The organism is Hyphomonas polymorpha PS728 (genome assembly GCF_000685315.1).
GTDB lineage: Bacteria > Pseudomonadota > Alphaproteobacteria > Caulobacterales > Hyphomonadaceae > Hyphomonas > Hyphomonas polymorpha.
In genome coordinates, this window is record NZ_ARYM01000006.1 from 128500 (window position 1) to 146353 (window position 17854).

Annotated in this window: 17 protein-coding genes; 2 read left to right on the top strand and 15 right to left on the bottom strand. The window is 61.7% G+C overall.

The features are described 5' to 3' along the window. Positions 1-20 precede the first annotated feature (20 nt). Positions 21-1397 carry an L-serine ammonia-lyase gene (locus tag HPO_RS06820; protein ID WP_035596090.1) on the top strand — a complete coding sequence of 459 codons (1377 nt, stop codon included), beginning with the start codon at positions 21-23 and terminating at the stop codon, positions 1395-1397. 88 nt (positions 1398-1485) lie between these two features. Beyond that, positions 1486-1836 (top strand): helix-turn-helix transcriptional regulator, encoded by a 351-nt coding sequence (locus HPO_RS19655; protein WP_162174020.1) that lies wholly within the window; start codon positions 1486-1488, stop codon positions 1834-1836. Positions 1837-1852: 16 nt separating this feature from the next. Here HPO_RS19655 and HPO_RS06830 read toward each other — a convergent pair whose 3' ends face one another. The 15 genes from HPO_RS06830 to HPO_RS06900 all read right to left on the bottom strand — a co-directional run bounded on the left by HPO_RS06830 (position 1853) and on the right by HPO_RS06900 (position 17699). Continuing rightward, positions 1853-2344 carry a hypothetical protein gene (locus HPO_RS06830; RefSeq protein ID WP_035596093.1) on the bottom strand — a complete coding sequence of 164 codons (492 nt, stop codon included), beginning with the start codon at positions 2342-2344 and terminating at the stop codon, positions 1853-1855. Next, complete coding sequence (gene gspN, locus HPO_RS06835) at positions 2341-3099, bottom strand: type II secretion system protein N (RefSeq protein WP_035596096.1); 759 nt, start codon at positions 3097-3099, stop codon at positions 2341-2343. Before gspN ends, HPO_RS06830 begins: the two co-directional genes overlap by 4 nt. Then, complete coding sequence (gene gspM, locus HPO_RS06840) at positions 3096-3584, bottom strand: type II secretion system protein GspM (RefSeq protein WP_035596099.1); 489 nt, start codon at positions 3582-3584, stop codon at positions 3096-3098. The genes gspN and gspM overlap by 4 nt, the downstream gene beginning before the upstream one ends. Beyond that, positions 3581-4684: a type II secretion system protein GspL gene (gene gspL / locus HPO_RS06845; protein ID WP_084324206.1), complete on the bottom strand. Its 1104-nt coding sequence runs from the start codon at positions 4682-4684 to the stop codon at positions 3581-3583. The genes gspM and gspL overlap by 4 nt, the downstream gene beginning before the upstream one ends. Continuing rightward, positions 4681-5652 (bottom strand): type II secretion system minor pseudopilin GspK, encoded by a 972-nt coding sequence (gene gspK, locus HPO_RS06850; RefSeq protein WP_035596104.1) that lies wholly within the window; start codon positions 5650-5652, stop codon positions 4681-4683. Before gspK ends, gspL begins: the two co-directional genes overlap by 4 nt. Next, on the bottom strand, positions 5649-6269 hold the full coding sequence (gene gspJ / locus HPO_RS06855; protein WP_035596106.1) for a type II secretion system minor pseudopilin GspJ: 621 nt from the start codon (positions 6267-6269) through the stop codon (positions 5649-5651). Before gspJ ends, gspK begins: the two co-directional genes overlap by 4 nt. Next, entirely contained in the window at positions 6266-6640 is a 375-nt protein-coding gene (gspI, locus tag HPO_RS06860) for a type II secretion system minor pseudopilin GspI (protein ID WP_051612386.1), read from the bottom strand. The genes gspJ and gspI overlap by 4 nt, the downstream gene beginning before the upstream one ends. Then, complete coding sequence (locus HPO_RS06865; protein ID WP_084324207.1) at positions 6637-7227, bottom strand: GspH/FimT family pseudopilin; 591 nt, start codon at positions 7225-7227, stop codon at positions 6637-6639. The genes gspI and HPO_RS06865 overlap by 4 nt, the downstream gene beginning before the upstream one ends. Then, positions 7154-7612: a type II secretion system major pseudopilin GspG gene (gene gspG / locus HPO_RS06870; RefSeq protein WP_035596112.1), complete on the bottom strand. Its 459-nt coding sequence runs from the start codon at positions 7610-7612 to the stop codon at positions 7154-7156. The genes HPO_RS06865 and gspG overlap by 74 nt, the downstream gene beginning before the upstream one ends. Before the next feature lie 12 nt (positions 7613-7624). Beyond that, positions 7625-8836: a type II secretion system F family protein gene (locus HPO_RS06875; RefSeq protein WP_035596114.1), complete on the bottom strand. Its 1212-nt coding sequence runs from the start codon at positions 8834-8836 to the stop codon at positions 7625-7627. After that, positions 8823-10313 carry a GspE/PulE family protein gene (locus HPO_RS06880; RefSeq protein ID WP_035596117.1) on the bottom strand — a complete coding sequence of 497 codons (1491 nt, stop codon included), beginning with the start codon at positions 10311-10313 and terminating at the stop codon, positions 8823-8825. The genes HPO_RS06875 and HPO_RS06880 overlap by 14 nt, the downstream gene beginning before the upstream one ends. 7 nt (positions 10314-10320) lie before the next feature. Further along, the gene (gene gspD, locus HPO_RS06885; RefSeq protein WP_035596118.1) at positions 10321-12282 is read right to left on the bottom strand and encodes a type II secretion system secretin GspD; all 1962 of its coding nucleotides are present in this window, start codon (positions 12280-12282) and stop codon (positions 10321-10323) included. Then, positions 12279-13163, bottom strand: coding sequence for a type II secretion system protein N (locus HPO_RS06890; RefSeq protein WP_035596121.1), 885 nt, complete (start codon positions 13161-13163; stop codon positions 12279-12281). The genes gspD and HPO_RS06890 overlap by 4 nt, the downstream gene beginning before the upstream one ends. A 237-nt stretch (positions 13164-13400) precedes the next feature. After that, complete coding sequence (locus HPO_RS06895) at positions 13401-16052, bottom strand: TonB-dependent receptor domain-containing protein (protein WP_035596123.1); 2652 nt, start codon at positions 16050-16052, stop codon at positions 13401-13403. 78 nt (positions 16053-16130) lie between these two features. Beyond that, entirely contained in the window at positions 16131-17699 is a 1569-nt protein-coding gene (locus HPO_RS06900; RefSeq protein WP_035596125.1) for a hypothetical protein, read from the bottom strand. Positions 17700-17854 lie beyond the last annotated feature (155 nt).

Below are 17854 nucleotides of genomic sequence, written 5' to 3' on the forward strand. Positions count from 1 at the left end.
AAAGGAAACGGGCGCAGAACATGCTGTCTGTACTGGATATTTTCCGGGTCGGAATTGGCCCTTCAAGTTCGCACACCGTTGGGCCGATCCGCATCGGAAACCGGTTCATGGCGCACCTCACCCAAAGCGGAAAGCTGGCGCAGACGGCGCGGATCGAGGCGGAGCTGCAGGGCTCTCTTGCGCTGACGGGGGTGGGCCACGCGACGCCCAAGGCGGTCGTGCTCGGGCTGCTCAATCTGGAACCGGAAACGCTGGACCCGGAGGAGGCCGACCGCCTTGTGGGGCAGGCGTATGAGCAGAAGCGCTTGATGCTGGCTGATGGGCGAACAATAGAGTTTGATCCGGAGACGGATATTCGGTTTGCCTACGACATCATGCCCGACCTTCACCCCAACGGCTTGCGCATCCGGGCATTTGACGCAGCTGGCGCCACGCTTGCCGACGAAACCTGGTATTCCACAGGCGGCGGCTTCATTGCCACGCGCAAGCAGCTGGAAAAGCCGGTGGAAGACGACATTCTGCCGGTGGGCGATCCGGTGCCCTATGAATTCACGTCTGCGGCACGCCTGCTGGAGATCTGCCGTGCCAGCGGTCTCAATATTGATGAGGTGATCCTGGCCAACGAGGATGCCAAACGTCCGAGGGCGGAGACCGAAGCCGCTCTGGACAGGATTGCTGGTGTCATGATGGCGTGTATCGATCGGGGGCTTGTCCGCCGGGGTGAATTGCCGGGCGGGCTGAAAGTGCGCCGCCGCGCGCCGGAAATCTGGCAGAAACTTCAGGAGGGGCCGCCCTCCAATGAGCGCGAGCAGCTTTTTGACTGGCTGAACGTCTATGCCATGGCGGTGAATGAAGAGAATGCTGCGGGCGGGCAGGTCGTGACGGCGCCGACGAATGGCGCGGCGGGGATCATTCCGGCCGTGATCCGGCATTATTGTGCGGAGACGGAAGACGCAGCTGTGCGCCTGCGCCGGTTCCTGCTGACTGCCGGCGGGATTGGCCTTCTCTACAAGCAGAGAGCGTCCATTTCCGGCGCGGAGATGGGCTGTCAGGGGGAGGTTGGCGTGGCCTGCTCCATGGCGGCGGGCGGCCTTGCAGCGGTTTGGGGCGGCACACCGCAACAGGTGGCCAATGCAGCCGAGATCGGAATGGAGCATAATCTGGGTCTGACGTGCGATCCGGTGGGCGGTCTGGTGCAGATCCCGTGTATCGAGCGCAATGCGATCGGCGCGGTGAAGGCGGCAAATGCCGCGCGCCTGGCCCTCCATTCGCTTGAGCAGACAAAGGTATCTCTGGATCAGGTGATTGAAACGATGCGGCAGACGGGGCTGGACATGTCTTCCAAGTATAAGGAGACGAGCCAGGGCGGGCTCGCGGTTAACGTCATCGAATGCTAGGCAATTGACACAAAACATTATCAGAGCCGACACCGAAGTGTAGCGGAACCGCATTAGCGCTGCATCCTGTATGACAGGGGCAGCGGGCATGATGCACGATCCGAAACTCGTCTATTCACTTGAGGTTCGCGTGATGGACCTTGAGCAGAAGGTGGCTGATCTGGAGAACAGTCTCCGGGAAATCACGGCTGGGCGCGTAAAAAGCGCGGACCCGAACGTGGTGCCGCTTCCGCCCGCGCTGCTCAAACGCATCAGCGATGGGGAACATCCGGTGCGGGTGATCCGCCAGTTCCGCCTGATGACGCAAAAGGAGCTGGGCGAACTTTGCGGCATCCGTCCGAACCACATCTCGGCCATTGAACGGGGCATGTCTTACGGTCTCAAGACAGCCAAGCGTCTCGCCGATGCCTTGGCAGTGCCGGTAGACCTGCTGACCTGACAGGCAGAGCCGGGTCTCAGCCGGGAATGCAGGCCCGCACGCCGGTGACCGGCAGAACCGTTTCCCACCCATCGGCACCTGTGGTGACCAGGCGGCCGGAGTCAACGCGCTGCCCGCCTTCAAGCATCTCGCCAGGCTTCAGGCTGAGATTGACTGACCATGTACCGTCTGCGGAAAGATACTGGGTTTCGGTGAAGAACTGGCCGAAGACTTCAGCGTTCGTATCGGTAACGATCAGCTTGTGACTGGCGCCGTTATGCAAGACCAGGGCTTCGCCGGTGGCTGCTTTGGTAAAGAATGTGAAGCGGCGCGGCGCGGCCATACCCCATAGAAACAGGCCGCATTCCCCGGCTGCCAGTTTCTGGGGCGGCAGACCTTCAACGGGTACTTCGGCCAACGGTGATCCCATGGCCGCAACCGGTGAGCCGGCCGGCTTATTGGCTTCGGGCGCAGACGCGCAGCCCGCAAGACAGCCCGCGATGAAGGCAATACTCAGGAGACGGATCATTGTGGCACCTGTGCCGGTGTTGCAGGATAACGGTAAACATAAGTGCCGCTTTCTGGAACGAAACCGGCGAGGGGGAGGCCATACTGGAACTGTTGTGGAATTACGCCGGAGACGCGGGCCTCGATGCTGCCGCTGCCACGGAGATGAAACCTGCCGGCAGCGTCCAGTTTCGTGCCAAGCGGACTGGCTGATTGGAGGGGAATGAGCAGCATGTCGCCCTCACAGGAAAGGTTACCGGCCAGGTCCGGCCAACCGGGCCCGAGAAGCGCTGCATTCTTTCCCAGCGCATCGCTCCAGGATTGACCCGAAGCCTTGTCACACGCGCCGTTGTTGAAACGGATGATGTCTCCAGACAAACGCGCCTTGCCGCCCGATTGGCGTATCCAGGCCGCGACGCCATCCAGGGCAGCAAAGTCCAGTTCGATGTTGAAGTCGCGCAGCTCGGTATTTCCGGAAGCATAGGCCCCGGCTTTCCCTGTTCCCTTGCCGGAGGGGCCAGTCCAGTCGAAATCGTACTCGACTCCAAGCGCAAGGAGAGAGGCGGGGTTCAGTTTGAGGCTGGCATCGCCGAGCAGATCCTGTCCTGCCTTGAGGCCAGTGATCTTTCCACCCGCGAGGGTGCCTTCTGCCGAGGTCCAGCTGAGGCCGCGTTCCTCCGCGCCCGCAGTCTTCAGAATAAAACTGAGCGGCGCGAAAGCGACGAGACCAGCCAGAAAGCCGATGATCAGGACAAGGAGAAGAAGAAAACGCATCATGGCTTTTTACCAAGGCTGAATTCCGCGCTGGCGTCCATGCTGCCATCTGCATTCTGTGTGAGAGTGGCGGCGCTGACTGTCACGCCCAGGCCTGTTTCCACCTGTTCCACCCATTGGAAGAATGCCGGGCTGGCTACGTTCGTCAGACTGACCTGGAATGCAGCCGGGCTGGCTGCGGGTGTTTGCGCCGAAAGCCCCGCCTGAGCGGCCATCTGGGCTGCCTGAGCCTGCAGCGCGGCTGTATCCTGGGTTGCCGGCGCCGTTATCGCGGGATGTATGGTCTGCCCCTGCTGGATCAGGGCCTCAATCCGGTCGAGGCGCGCAAGGGTCTGTGTGCCTCTCTCATGATTGAGTTTTGCGCGGTCCAGCGTTGAGATTGCCGGCTGCAGCACGAGTTGCCAGATAATGGCCACGGCGAGCAGCAAGCCAGCGATGCCGAGCAAAGCCTTCTCGCGGGAGCTGCGCGTATTCCACCAGGCGCTCATGGCATCGGCTCCAGAGTAATTTGAGTAACGGCCTCGCCCGGACTTTGCTCCGCTGCGTTGGATGAGACAGCGAAGCCGCGGCTCTGCAGAAAGGCCACGACGGAGGCGGCCGTCTCCGGGGTCGACGCCTCAATGTCTGCCACAAGACGGCTGGCGCTGCCATCAAATGTCAGCGTTGAAATGCGTGTATCCGGATTAAGAGCGACGGCTTCATAAAGCGCGGCAACGGTTGTGCGGAAGTCGATGGTATCGGGCACGGCGGCAACGGCCAGCATGTCGCGGGTCGCCCTGTCGATGTCCGCCGGAATGGCTGCGGCTGGGAAGATAGCGGCATAGCGCTCCGCTGCGCGTTTTCCGAGTTGCTCGGCCGCGTAGTTATAGTTTCGGGCTTCAAGGATCAGCGTACCCGTCCAGACCGAAACGGCAGCAACACCAATACCGGCGGCCTTGCGCCAGGCGCTGACACCCTGTTTTGTTTCCCTTGGGGGGGTAAATGCCCCGGCGCGCAGGTTCACGCCGGGATGCGTGGTGCTGCGTTCTGCCAGGCGGATGATCTGGATGCCGTCCCGAAGGCTGGGCGCGAGATCTCCTGCCAGGGCTTCGCGTGCCTGATCTGGAAGACCAGCATCGATTGCGATGATGCGGTTTCCTTCCCGCTGGAGAATATGGTCGCCCATATCAACGGGTTGCGAGATATCGGTATACAGACTTTGTTCTGGCAGCAGTTTCGCCGGCGATAATCCTGCCTTTGATAGAAGCTCCAGCCAGGATGTCATCAGGGCGCGATCAACGACATAGATATCGCGCTCAACTGTCTCTCTCATCCGTGGACCGAGGACGAGATGAACCTCTTCCACGGGTTGGGCGAGCTCATCTTCGATCGCATAGAGAGCGGCGCGTACCGCTTCGGCTTCGTTACGCGCGGGGACAGGGGCACGGAAATGGCCCACGGCCGTTGCGGGCGCGAAGGCGATGCAGCTGGCCGCTCCGAAGGGGCCACGATGATTTACAAGTTCAAGGCGGTCGCCCCGCTCCTGCGCAATCTGCATGGCGCCGTCAGCCTGCGCGGGCAGTGCAATATAAAGAATGGATTTCATCATTCTTCTCCCATCCTGCGCCAGATTGTTTCGGGCGCAGAGCCACCTTTGGCCGAAATGATGAAGGAGAATGGCCAGCTGCCGCCGTCAAGTGTTGTTTGCCCTTCGGCGAGATAGGTCGTGCTGAGTGTTGAAAGGGCTTCGGTCTGTTTCTGGCCTTCAGGAATGGTGCGGATGTCGGGCAGCGCCTCGAACTCGTCGACACTCGCCCAGCCCGTATCCGGCCGATCCATGAGGATTCTCTCTGCCGCCGTCAGAGTGAGGGCTTCAGAATAGAAGGCGCGCAAGAGCGAGGCCTGATCCGGGCGAAGCGTGTTGATGTTGAGACGTGTCATCTGGGTCTCCGGCCGGGCACAGATCAGCGGCGCGAGCGCCTTCCGAAGGGGACTGGTATAGCCCATCACAGAGGCCAGTTCGCGCGGACTGTCCATGGGTTGGTTGGCTGCGCGATAACCGGGGCTGAGCGTGAGGTAATAGCCATCCTCCGCGCCGCCTTGCCGGGTGTTGCTGTCGGCATCCACCCAGTCTGCCAGCGCATTGGCGAGACTGCTCGCATCGGTGGCCGGAATGTCGAGATCACGCAGTAGGGTGGCCCAGGACAGGCGGGCATAAGTAGCGGCGCCTTCATCGGGGTTGGCGAGCGCGTTTATGTTGAAACAATTGGACGCGTCATTGACCTGTAGCGAGACGACGCCTCCCCGGAGGGGCAGGACAACTGGCTGAGAGAGGCCTACGGTTAGCGATGTAAGCTGCCCGTTGGTAAGAACGGACATCTCCGCCACAGCGCTGAGGGCCAGCGCTTCCGCGGAATAGGCCGCCCAGCCCGCATCGGCGCGGCGCGTAGCCGCCTTCGCCATAGCCGTCTGCTGGGTGATGGCCATAGTCGCCATGAGCGCTGCGACGGCGAGCGCCGCCACAATGAACAGGATCGACAGCAGGGCTGCCCCGCGTTGGGGATCAGGGCGCATCATTCGCGCAGCCCCAGGCGGAATTTCGCCGTCAGCGTATCGCCTTCGCCAAAGGTGAAGACCAGCTGGATTTTGTCCGGCAAAGGGGCGTCTACCATGCTCGCGGGGACGATCCAGTCAGGCTTCCAGATTTGCTCACGGCCATACTGGACGGAAATATCTTCCAAACCCGACAGGACGATTTGCTCCGCAACCGCTGTGCCGGGGCCCGCGTCAGGCGCGCTCCAGGATCGGCGGATCAGGGCGCCGTTGTCGAACTGGTATTCCACCCGCTGAAGATCGCTGCGGGGCAGGTCTGCGGGATTTGACCAGCCATTGCGCACAAAGGTCATGATACGTCCGTCATACCGGATCGGCTGGCCTTCGAAACGGGTCGAAAGATCCGAACTCGCGTCGGCGCGGCTGGGGCGATCCACGAAGGCCGCGAAATCGTCCCGTAGCACGGCGAGAGCGGTCTGCAGCTCCCGGGCGTCATTCCCGCGAACCTCAATCAGCCGTGTACTTCGCAGGGATTGGGTCAGCATAACGCCGCCTGCCGTTGCCAGAAGCGCTACGACGAACAGCGCGATCAAAGTCTCCATCAGGGAGATGCCAGATTGGGGGCTGGGGGTGGCGTTCATCTGTCCGCCTTGATGCGGTGAAGAAGCGCTACTTCGCTGAGCACTGCCTCCTCGTCCGCCGCGCGCACACGGATGCTAACTTCTACAACATCGTCGCGAGGGGCGGGGGTGATATCCCGCTGCCAGACAAAGCTGCGGCCGCGCTGTACCTCTTGCCCTCCCGATCGTCCGATCACTTGCAGTTCCGGGTTGGTAATCGTTTCGACGGCGACATTTTCGGCCACCTGACGGGCCAGCGCGCGGTCTCCCATCTGAGCGCTGATGCGGAGGCTGCTTGTGTTGAGAGAAATGAGCCCCATTGCAGCAGTCGCGAAAACCGCGACGGCCACGAGCGCTTCCATCAGCGTGAAACCCTGCTGGTTGCCCATCATCGCTGATCCATTTCAACATTGCCGTCTGGCAGCAGGGTGAGGCTGGTGAGGACGCCGTTGCGCGAGAGTTCGATGGCCACCGGCAGGGTGTGGCCGAGGGGATCGAAGATGACGGCCGGGGCCGGCTCTCCTCCTTTCTCAAGCAATGCTGGCGGTCTGCCGTCTATGCGGATGCTGATGTCCTTCGGGAGCTGATGGCTTTCCAACACGCGCCAGGCGCCGTTCTGCCAGATCGCCGGGGAATAGCCGCCGCCGTCGACAATAAGGCCTACAGGCTGACCTGTGATCGATGCGCGATTGGCAGCCTGCTCAAGCGCTTCGCGAAGCTGATCGGATTCCTGCTTGAAGACATGCCGGGTGGGAATGGTGAGCAGGATCAGCGTGGTGGCGACGGCGATGATGGAGAGCGTGACCATGATCTCGACCAGCGACAGCCCGGCCTGCGGGTCGCCTGCAGGCGCCCTCAGAGATTGGGTAGCGAAATGAGGAGCATCACGCAGCACGGGCGCAGCATCAGTCCCAGTTGCCGATATCGGCGTCGTTGCCTTCTCCGCCGGGTTTGCCATCTGCGCCGAAGGAGAAGACATCAAACCGGCCACCAGAACGCACCCCGGGGAAGGTGTACTGATAGGGATTGCCCCAGGGATCGTTCTGTACGCGGCGGATATAGCCGCCGGGGCGGTAGAGGGTGGTATCGATGCCGGGCGGCGGGCTGGAGAGGGCGGCGAGGCCCTGATCGGTGGAAGGGTAGGTGTAGAGGTCGAGGCTGTACTGCTCGAGCGCGTTCTCGAGATTCGAGATGTCGGCTTTGGCCTTGGTGACGCGCGAGCGGTCACCCACCGGGGCGACGTTGACGATGATCAGCGTCGCCAGGAGGCCCATGATGAAAACCACGACCATCAGTTCGACCAGAGAGAAACCGGCTTGGTGGCGGCGTTTTTCTTCTGTGTTTGCTTCAGTTTCAGGTGGCATGAGGGCGCTCCTTTATCCGAGGGCGAGAGTGTTGAGCTGCATGATGGGCAGCATGATCGACAGGACGATCGTGCCGACCACGCCGCCCAGGAAAATGATGATCAGAGGTTCGAGCAGGCCGAGGGCAACATTGGTGGCCGTTTCGAATTCGTCTTCCAGAAAATCGGCGGCGCGGTTCATCATCGCGGGGACGTTGCGGGCCGCTTCGCCGCTGGCAACCATGTGGACCATCATCTGGGGGAAAACCCCCGTGGACTTCATGGCCGAAGAGAGGGCGCCGCCACGCTGGACGGTTTCGAGGATCTGATCGGCGGCGTCCCGAAACACCAAATTCCCCATGGCGTTTCGCGCGCCCGAGAGGCTTTCGAGGACGGTGGCGCCAGCGCCGGACATGGTAGCATGGATGCGGGCGAAGCGAGCCGAGGCAACTTTCCGGTTCATGTCGCCGAAAAAAGGAATACGCAGGACAAAGCCGTCCCAGCGGCGTTTCCAGGCCGGAATCTTCAGGACACGCAGCGCCAGGAACACGCCAAGCGCGGCCAGAGCCAGGACAACCAGGCCCCAATCGCGGACAAATCCGGACAAGCCAATGACAAATGTGGTCAAAGGCGGCAGTTCTGACGCGCCCAGCATGGCAAATTGTTCGACAAGCTTGGGCACAACCCAGACCATCAGGGCCGTCACCATGGCAGTGGCCATGATGCCAAGGATGATCGGATAGATGAGCGCTGAGCGAACCAGGGTGCGCAGCCGGTAACTGCGCTCAAGGTGGTGGGCGAGCTGATCGAGGACGAGACCGAGACGGCCCGAGCTTTCGCCGGAGGAAACCACCGCCCGGAAGAGGGGCGGAAAGGCGCGCGGCGCGCCCCGCATGGCTTCGGCGAGGGTAGCGCCTTCCATAACCTGAGAGCGCACACCGAGGAGCAGGCCGCGCTGGGGCGAGGCATCGCTGTCGCCGGCCGCAGCCGTCAACGCCTGTTCGACCGTCATGCCGGACGAGACGAGCACGGCGAGCTGGCGCGTCAGAAGCGTGCGTTCCTTGTCGCTGAGGCGGCCGGCACCTGCGAAACCGGCGGCTTTCTCACCGCGCGCCTCTGTGAGCGAGACGGGGGTGAGCTGGCGGTTACGCAACTCGCGGCGGGCGGCGCGGGCGGTATCAGCTGAGATGACGCCGCTGGTGCGCCGCCCGTCAGCCGTCAGAGCCTTGTATTCAAATGCTGCCACCGAACCAGGCCTCCCGGCGGCAGACGTGGAGCAGTTCCTCGGCGCTCGAGTCGCCGCTCAGCACATGCCGCAAACCGTTCTGAAACAGCATATCAGATTTCGCGAAAGCTGCGCGCTCAATCTCTTCTTCGGTGGCGCCGTCATGGATCATCCGGCGGATGGGGGCGTCGATCAGCAGCAACTCGTATACGCCCAAGCGGCCCTCATAGCCGGTATGGCCGCAGGCAGCGCAGCCGGTCGGCCGATAGAGCGTGAGATCGGTTCTGCCAGCGAGGCCAAGACGTTCCAGCAGGGCAGGCGGCGGTGAATAGGCTTCCTTGCAATGCACACAGAGCTTCCGGACGAGGCGTTGAGCCAGCACGGCGCGCAGCGTGGAGGCGAGCAGGAAACTCTCCACACCCATGTCCCGCAGACGGGTGATGGCGCCCGCAGAGCTGTTTGTGTGGATGGTGGACAGGGCAAGGCGGCCTGTGAGCGCAAATTCGAGTGCGACCTCTGCGGTCTCCACATCCCGTATCTCGCCGACCATGACGATGTTGGGGTCGTTCCGGAGGATCGAGCGCAGGGTGGCGGCGAAGGTGAGGCCGACCTTATGGTCCATCGGCGTCTGGCTGATGCCATCGAGACCATACTCCACGGGATCTTCCAGCGTCATGATGTTGACGCGCCCGGTGTTGAGCTGGGCAAGGGCGGAATAGAGCGTGGTGGTTTTGCCTGAACCCGTCGGGCCGGTGACGAGGATCACGCCATTGGGTTCACTGAGGGCGGCGCGGAAGCGGCGTTCGGTGTCCTCGTCCATGCCGAGGGTTTCCAGGCCCATGAGGGCTTGGCGCGTATCGAGCAGGCGCAGGGCAACACGCTCGCCATAGCGCGTGGGTAGCGTAGCCACCCGGACATCCAGCGCGCGGCCGCCCAGCGTCAGCGAGATGCGCCCATCTTGGGGCATACGCTTTTCGGCAATATCCAGCCGGCTCATCACCTTGATGCGCGAGACGAGTGGGGCCGAAACGCGCCGGGACGCCGTGAACACTTCCTGCAACTCGCCGTCGATGCGGTAGCGGACCGAGAGTTTGTCCTCAAAGGGATCAATGTGAATGTCGGACGCCCGGCGGCGGATGGCATCCTGCAGCAGGCCGTTGATCAGGCTGATAATCGGAGCGTCTGTATCGCCTGCAAGCAGATCTTCCGTTTGCGGAAGACCATCAAACAGGCTTTCGAGATCCCCGCCAGTGCCAGCGGCGGCCTCGGCGGCGCTGCCATCAAGGCGCGACTGGCCGAAGCTTTCCGAGAGCTGGCGCTCATACTGCGCGGCATTCATCGCTTCCAGATGCACCGGCAGGCCGGCAACGCGGCGGGCCTCCACTAGGGCGACTGGATCGGCGCCTTCGCGGACAGCGAAAGTCGGCTCCGCGCGGCCGGGAACAACGACTATCCCCTTGTCGCGGGCAAATGCATAAGTGACCTGAGCGCGTGTCATGAGACAATTATCGCGGCGTCTGGACCGCTTGGGAAGCCGGGCCACCAGTTCCGAGAACTTCCCGGACGAACTGGTCGACAGTTCCGCCGGGCCTCTGATCCCGCATCAGCTCTTCGGCCTGTACATAGAGATATTTCTGCTGGGTGACCGCTTGCGCATCCGCTTTGCTGCGAACGATGGTGGGGCGAATGAAGACCATCAGGTTCCGGCGTGTCGCGGCCTTGCCTTCCGAGCGGAAGAGACGGCCCACAGCGGGAATGTCTCCCAGCACGGGGACTTTCGTATCGCGCAGCGTATCAGTCTGCTCGACGAGACCGCCAAGGACGATGATTTCACCGTCATCTGCCAGAACGCTGGCGCGAATTTCGCGCTTGTCGAGAATGAGATCCGGCGTGACTGTGCCGACGCTGCCGAAGACGCTGGAGACTTCCTGGCGGATGTCGAGGCGGACGGTGTCATTCTCGCCAATGCGGGGCGTGACTTCGAGCTGGATACCGATGTCCTTGCGCTCCACCGTGCGGAAGGGGTTGGAATTGGCGTCTCCCAGAACCTGGCCCGTGGTGACCGGAATTTCTTGGCCGACGATGAGCGCGGATGTCGCATTGTTCAGCGTCATGCCGAAGGGGGTCGACAGGATGCGCGAGGATGTATCGTCCTGCACGGCATTGAGGATGACGCCGAAGAGGTTGTCGCCGGATGTGCCGCCGAAACCGAGCGTGAGGCCCGAGGAGCCCGTCAGTGAGCTGATGGCTGCATCGCGGAAGGGGTTGGCGGAGGCGGGATCGGAGAAAGCGTCCGTAACGAGCGCGCCCGTCAGGGCAAGGAGGTTTGGCGCGGCGCGCGAGAAGTTTGTCGAGGCGAAAGGAACATCTCCGCCTGTCCCGGAAAGCAGGAATTGCAGGCCAAGCTCACGCGCGGCATCATCCGACATTTCCACAATGATGGCTTCAACCATCACCTGCGGGCGGCGAACATCCAGCGCGGTGACCACCCGCTCCATGGCGAGTATTGTTTCGGGGTTTGCGCTGATAACGATGGAGTTGGTGGGGCCGTGATGGGCGATCGTCTGAGAAACGGGGGCCGTTTCTGCCGGTGACCGCTGCATGGCCATGCTGTTGGCCACGCGCTCCAGTATCGGAACGACTTCGGCCGCGTCGGCGTAGTTCAGTGTGATGACGCGGACATGATCGCGCTGCGGATTGGTGGCGTCGAGTTCGAGTGCAACGCGTTTGGCGCGGTCGACGGAGGTGGCGTCGCCCCTCAGGATAATGGAGTTGCTTGTGAGGGAGGCAACGGCAGAGAGGCGATTGATGGTCTGACCGCCCTGGCCGCCGGCGTCCCCCTGGAGACGTGTAAGGACGGTTTCCATTTCAGCGGCCGGAACATTTGCCAGCGGAATGGTTTCGGTGACGGTCTGGTCGCGATCCACGGTTTCAATGATGCGGCGGACGCGCTCTAGATTAGAGGCATAGTCAACAACAACGAGTGTGTTCGTGGCCGTATTGGCAACAACCTGGCCCTGCGAGTCGAGCAGCGGCTTGATCATCTGCGCGGTTTCCATCGCGTTCGCGCGGTTCAGCTTGATGACTTCGGTGATGAACGCGTTGGCGCCGGGCCCCGACATTGGCGCTTCGGTGGACGCGATGGCGCGCGGCACGATGCGGTAAGTGTCCTTACCGGCGGGGACAGCGGCGAAGCCCTGGATGCGCAGCGTTGTCAGGAACACCTGGAAGAGTTCCTGGGTGGACATTGGCGTTTGCGAGACGACGGATACGCGCGCCTTGCGGACATCCGGATGCGTGACGAATGTGTATCCTGTCAGCATGGAGATGTCTTCGATCAGCGTATTCAGCTCGACATCTTCAAGGTTCAGGACGTGCTTGTCCTGAGAGGGAGCAGGTGCCTGGGCGGCCGCAAACTGAGTGGCGGTGAGCGCAGCCGCAGCCGCGAGCAATATACGTTTGGTCATTGAGAAAGGCCGGAATCGGGGGAAAGCCGTAGGCGGACGATGGCGCCGTTGCGAACAACATCCAGCGCGATTGATTGAGAACTCATCACTGCAGACTGGATCGCCTCGGGGCCCATGCCCTCAATGCTGGCGCCATTGACGCGCAGGACCAAATCGCCCGCTTCAAGCCCGGCCGACTGGAAGTGTCCCTGACCGCGCGGGGAGAGGCGGTAGCCGGCCACGGCGCCGTTGCGCAGTTCCGGGTGCATCTCCACGTCTGTCAGCAGCAGCGCAGGGGTGACCGGCGCCAGGCTTGAGCCAGCGGGAGGCGCAGAGGATGTTGGCGGCGCCGGTTGAGCCGGCTGGATGCTGACAGACGTAGCGCTGGACGATGATGACGAGCCGGCAAACAGCGGCTTGTCCGGGTCGTTCAGGAGAAGTTCCTGAAGCTGGCCATTGAAGCGCAAGAACACCCGGTCTGCCGCGACCGTTTCCAAGACGGCGCCCGAAACGATCTGATCACCGATGGAAAAACGCTTCTGGGTGTTGTCGGGCAGGATAAGCACGGCGCTGCTGGTCCAGGCGGCACCGTCTGACCAGCGCAGGCCGGCGATCTTCAGGTTGAGGGAGGTGGGGACGGCGATCTGGCTGGGCTCGGCAGCGCTCGGGCGGAAGGGGTCTGTCTGGGTCAGCAGGGCGAGCGAGGATTGGTTGCCCGCTGCGCCTGAGACGGCAGGGATCTGGGGAAGAGCGCTCGCGCCGTCACCCGGCGCAGCGATGAGCCAGGCGAAACGGGCCAGCAGAAGCCCGGTCGTGAGCGCAAGGGCAGCTTCAATGGCGGTACGGCCGATCAAACTATACGCTGCCAGCCGAGTGCCGCCTTCCGGTCCGAACAGTTTCATCAGCCTTACACTCCTGCGAAATACAGAGCTTCTTAATCACACTCTTGCGACAGTTCTGAGACGAACCCCAGCCCGAATGCACTGGTTATCAACAGATCGAGCTTAGAATTGTATCCGGTTTTCCGTAGCTCGAAAGACTTCTGATTTCACCAAGAATATGAGGCGCAGCAGGGGTTTATTGCCTGCTGCGCCTCGAATTTCACCCGGCTTCTCCGGTGGCACGAAAATTAACCAGAGTTAGAACGCCGCGCTGAGGCCAACGGACAGGGTTGTGCCGACATCATACTGGTTAACCCGGACATAGCCGTCATTACCGGTCTGATATTCTTCGAAATCCTCCTTGAGGAGGTTTTTCGCCTTGATATCGAGCGTGAAGGCTTTACCGCGAAGGTCGAAGCCTTTCTTGTAGACGAGGTCGAGGTTGATGCCCGGATCCTGCAGGAAGTCAGGCTGGCCCGCCGGCGCGCGGGCGGTGACCCGCTCGCTGGCATAGTTGGCAAGAAGGGTCAGCTGCGAACGGGCAGCCTCATCTTCCCAGCCGATCTGCAGGTTGGCGATATGCTCGGACTGGCCCTGAAGACGCGTGCCATCGATGATGAAGTCCGTGGCGGGACGGGGCTGACCACCGGCCTGCAGCGGATACACCACGTCTCCGGAACCGGCCTTCACCTCGGATGTGGTGTAGGTGTAGTTGGCCTGCACCAGGAATTCCTTCGAGTCGAAGAAGGCTCCCTTGATGGGGCTGTCGAAGACGCGTTTGAAGTCGATCTCGGCGCCGTAGAGAATGGCTTCAGGCGCGTTGAGGTAAGTCTGGAACACCGAGGCGCTCTGCTGGACCACAACGGCTTCCACCGGACGGTCGAGCTGTTTGAAGAAGACGCCAGCAGTCACGGCCTGGCCGCGGTCGAAATACAATTCGTACCGGGCGTCGAGGTTCAGTATCTCCGTATCCGTCAGATAGGGATTGCCGATGAACGTCCGGCCGCTTTCCGGGTCGTAATACTGCTGGGGCGCAAGTTCGCGGAACTGCGGGCGGCCGATGCTCTTGGAAGCTCCCAGACGAAGCTGCTGATCCTCGGCGAAGTTCCAGGTCAGCGTTGCGGCTGGCAGCAGGTACTGGTTTTCCAGTTCCGGCGGCGCTTCTGGCGCAGTTTCCGAAGCGATCAGCGAGAGCGGCGTTACCGACTGGGTTGCGTCCTCGAAACGGACGCCCACAGCGGTGCGAACCAGAGGGATGATTTCCGCGTCAACCTTCGCATAGGCACCGAAGACCTTTAGGTCTGCGTCATACGCGGCCGCACCCGAAGAGCCAGTGATTTCGCGCAGGACAAAGAGGTCAGGATTGATGTTGTAGTTGGCGAACAGGAAGTCCGGGCGCTGTTGCGACACGAGGAAATCCAGCGGCGGATTACCCACGATGAAGCTGAAGATGCGCGACTGGGCGCTCCGATCATTCTGATAGGCTTCAACGCCCGCAGAGTATTCGATGTCGCGGGCCGAAGAGAGCGACTGTACGTATTTCACATCGGCGCCACCGCTCACGACCTTGTCGTCGAGATAGGAGAAGGTCGTGCTGTTCGACGAGCCCGAACCCGAAGGATCGTAGATGTAGCTGTTGGTGATTTCGCTGAATATGAAGCGTGTGGCCCGCTCATACGGAGCATCGCGCTTTGTCTGGGAAAGTGCAGCTCTCCAGTCGAGAGTCCAAGGGCCACGATAGTGGTCGCCGTTGATCTGGGTGCTGTAGAGTTCACGGGCATACCAACCCGTGCGGTCATCCCGCACATCGCGCGAGGCCAGATCGTCGTATCCTTCGCGGATGCTCGTCTGTTTCGTGGTGCGGCGGATGTACAGATTGGTCCAGTTGAACTTGTCATCGCCAAAATCAAGACCGACGCCGAAAAGGCCGTCCCAGCCGATGTTCTGTTCCGTGGTCAGATAATCATAGGTCGAGGTGGCGCTGAGAATGCCACCATTGATCTCGCCGACTTCCTGCCGGCCATTACGCGTGCGCCAGTCATTGCTGTAGCCCAGGACGCCGATGATGCCGAGTTCAGCGCCACCGAGGTCGAAGGACGTTCCAGCGGATGCTTCATAGCTGCCGTTCATCGGTATGCTATCGTTCGTCTGGATGAGGTTGATGGGCGCGTTGGTGAACGCCTGCCCCATGGCTTGCAGCTCCGCATCGGTGAAGTTGTTGTTCTGGATCCGATTGCCAGTAGCCATTGCCTGGCGCACCAGGCCGGGGATCTTGCGTGTGCCATCGTCGAAACCGAGCACATCGCTGTCGGCACCATAGTGGGTGATGCCGTCTTTGCCCGTCGTTTCGGTGTTGTAGCTACCCGATACGCTGAGTTCGAGGAAGCGTTCCTTAGGGATGTTCAGCGTGCGAAGATCAACGATGCCGCCGCCGAATTCACCCGGATATTCAACCGAGTAGGTTTTCTGGACAAGGACGTTTTCGAGAATGTTTGTGGGGAAGAGATCGAGCGGAACAACGCGCTGGAGCGGTTCCGGGCTTGGAAGGGGCGAGCCGTTAAGGCGGGCAGCAGAATAGCGCTCACCCAGACCTCGGACATACACGAAACGGCCTTCGGCAATCGTGATACCGGTGACGCGGGCCAGAGCAGAGGCGGCGTCGGAGTCGCCCTGGCGCGCGAGATCCTCCGGCGCGAGGAAAGCGGCGACTTCAGAAGTGCTGCGCAGCACTTCTGGAATATAACGGCCAAGAACAACAACTTCCTGAAGCTGGAGATCCTGAGCTTCGGGTGCTGCCGCCTCAGGGGACGTATCGGAAGTGTTTTCAGTTTGAGCCGAAGCGAAGGCGGGCGCAAGGATCGCTGTCGAAGCGATCAGCAGGGTCCGGAGGGACAGCGAGCTGAATTTCATGAGATAAGATCCTGAATGGATGCTTGAGATGAGAAGAAACGGAGGCCTCTTTGCGAGGCCTCCGTCTTGGTCATGGTGTTAGTGGCAGGTCGGCTGACCCGGCAGGCTGCAGGTCCAGCCTTCGTACCAGTTGTCGCTGGCATCGCGCACGGCGCCGACATAGTCGACCGGCGTGAGGAAGCCCGTGATGAATGTGTTGTTCGTGCCCAGACCAACCCCGGCGTTCAGGGAGGTGGGGAAGGTGGACGCGGTCACCGCATTCTCATTGGCGCCGTTGATGAACCCGCCAGTGAGCGTTGAGGTGCCGTTGAGCACGTTCGTGGGGTGGGTCAGCAGAGTTTCTACGGTTGCATCGGGGATATCGGTCGCCGGCGTGGTGCCAGCCGCGCCGCCATCACCATTGCCACCGGCGCAGGAGAAGAAGACCGAGCGATAGAGCGGACCGTTGCCCTCAACACCGTTAGGGTTGTTCAGCGTTGCGTTGGTGGCGATGTTCACGCACTGATGGTTACCCGGATGGCGGATGACCGTGTTGTAAACGCGCGCCGTGTGGCCAGTATTGTGGACAACGGCGTCCCGCGTGCTGTTTTCACGCATGACGATTGTCCAGTTGGAGTAGGTCGGGCGGGTGAAGAAATCAGCGGTGTTGGTGCCGCGCGAACTGGTTTCCCACGCAAAGTCTCCACCCCCGGAACGCTGATACACGATACCGAACTGAGCCGCACCGCGCCAGCCAGAGTCGGTGTCGAAGGAGTCATCATCATTGCCGGTAAGCACGATGTAGCGGATGTTCACGTTCCCGCCGAAGATCTCGATACCGTCATCCGAGCTGTTGTGAACCTGGACGTACTCAAACGTCGTACCATTACCGACGCCGGCGAGGGTAATGCCGTTGAGTTCGTTGTTCGGCGCGATTTCAAAGCCGGAATAGGAGAGGCGGAGATAGCGGATACGGCCGCTGTTGTCGGTCGGCGTGTTGCCGCCGTAAAAGGCGTCTGCGCCTTCCACCTGCGCCTCACAGGCGATGTTCGGCGGGGTCACGGCTCCGCAACCATCCGATGTCGGAGCACGGCCGAGGATCACGAGACCGCCCCACTGGCCGATCGAATTTTCGGTAGCGGTGCCTGCGATGTTGGCCCGGCTTGTCAAGATGATCGGATCATCGGCTTCGCCCTCAGCGAAGATCTGCGAACCCCGGTTCACGAGAAGGTAGTCGCCACCAGAGTTGCCGAAAATGGTCACGCCCGGCTCGATCGTCAGGATACCCGAGGTGCGGCCTGCAATCGGGCTGTTGGGGTCAGAGCCAAGGTCGGTGCCCACCTGGGTGCGGCCAGCGACCGAGTAGATCGTGCCGTCGCGTTTGGGAACCACAAGGTTGCCTACGATTGTGCTTGGCAGCTGGCAGATACGTTTGTCGGAAATCGTGCCCACGTTCGAGAACTCGGCCGGGCAGTCGGCTGCCGGACCGCCTGTCGGCGTGGTCGGGGTGGTCGGCGTGGTGGGAGGGGTCGGTGCCGGCGCGGTAGGCGACGGAACGAAAGCGCCAACGCCAGGCGAGGCAACGCCATCAGCGCCGCTGCAGGCGCCGAGCAGCGCGACTGCAGCACAGCCGAGAAGCGCCGCGCGGAAGTTATTCTTGGTCAACATCAATGTCTCCGTCGTGAACCCTGAGCGGGCGCGCTGACGGTTTCCCCCGCCGCGCTCCCCAGACGCTAATTTGCCGTCTGCCCGCAGCGCGGAGCCTTAAGATTTGATTGCAACACTTACGGGAAGTTTAGATGACACTTCCGTGAACTGCGTGC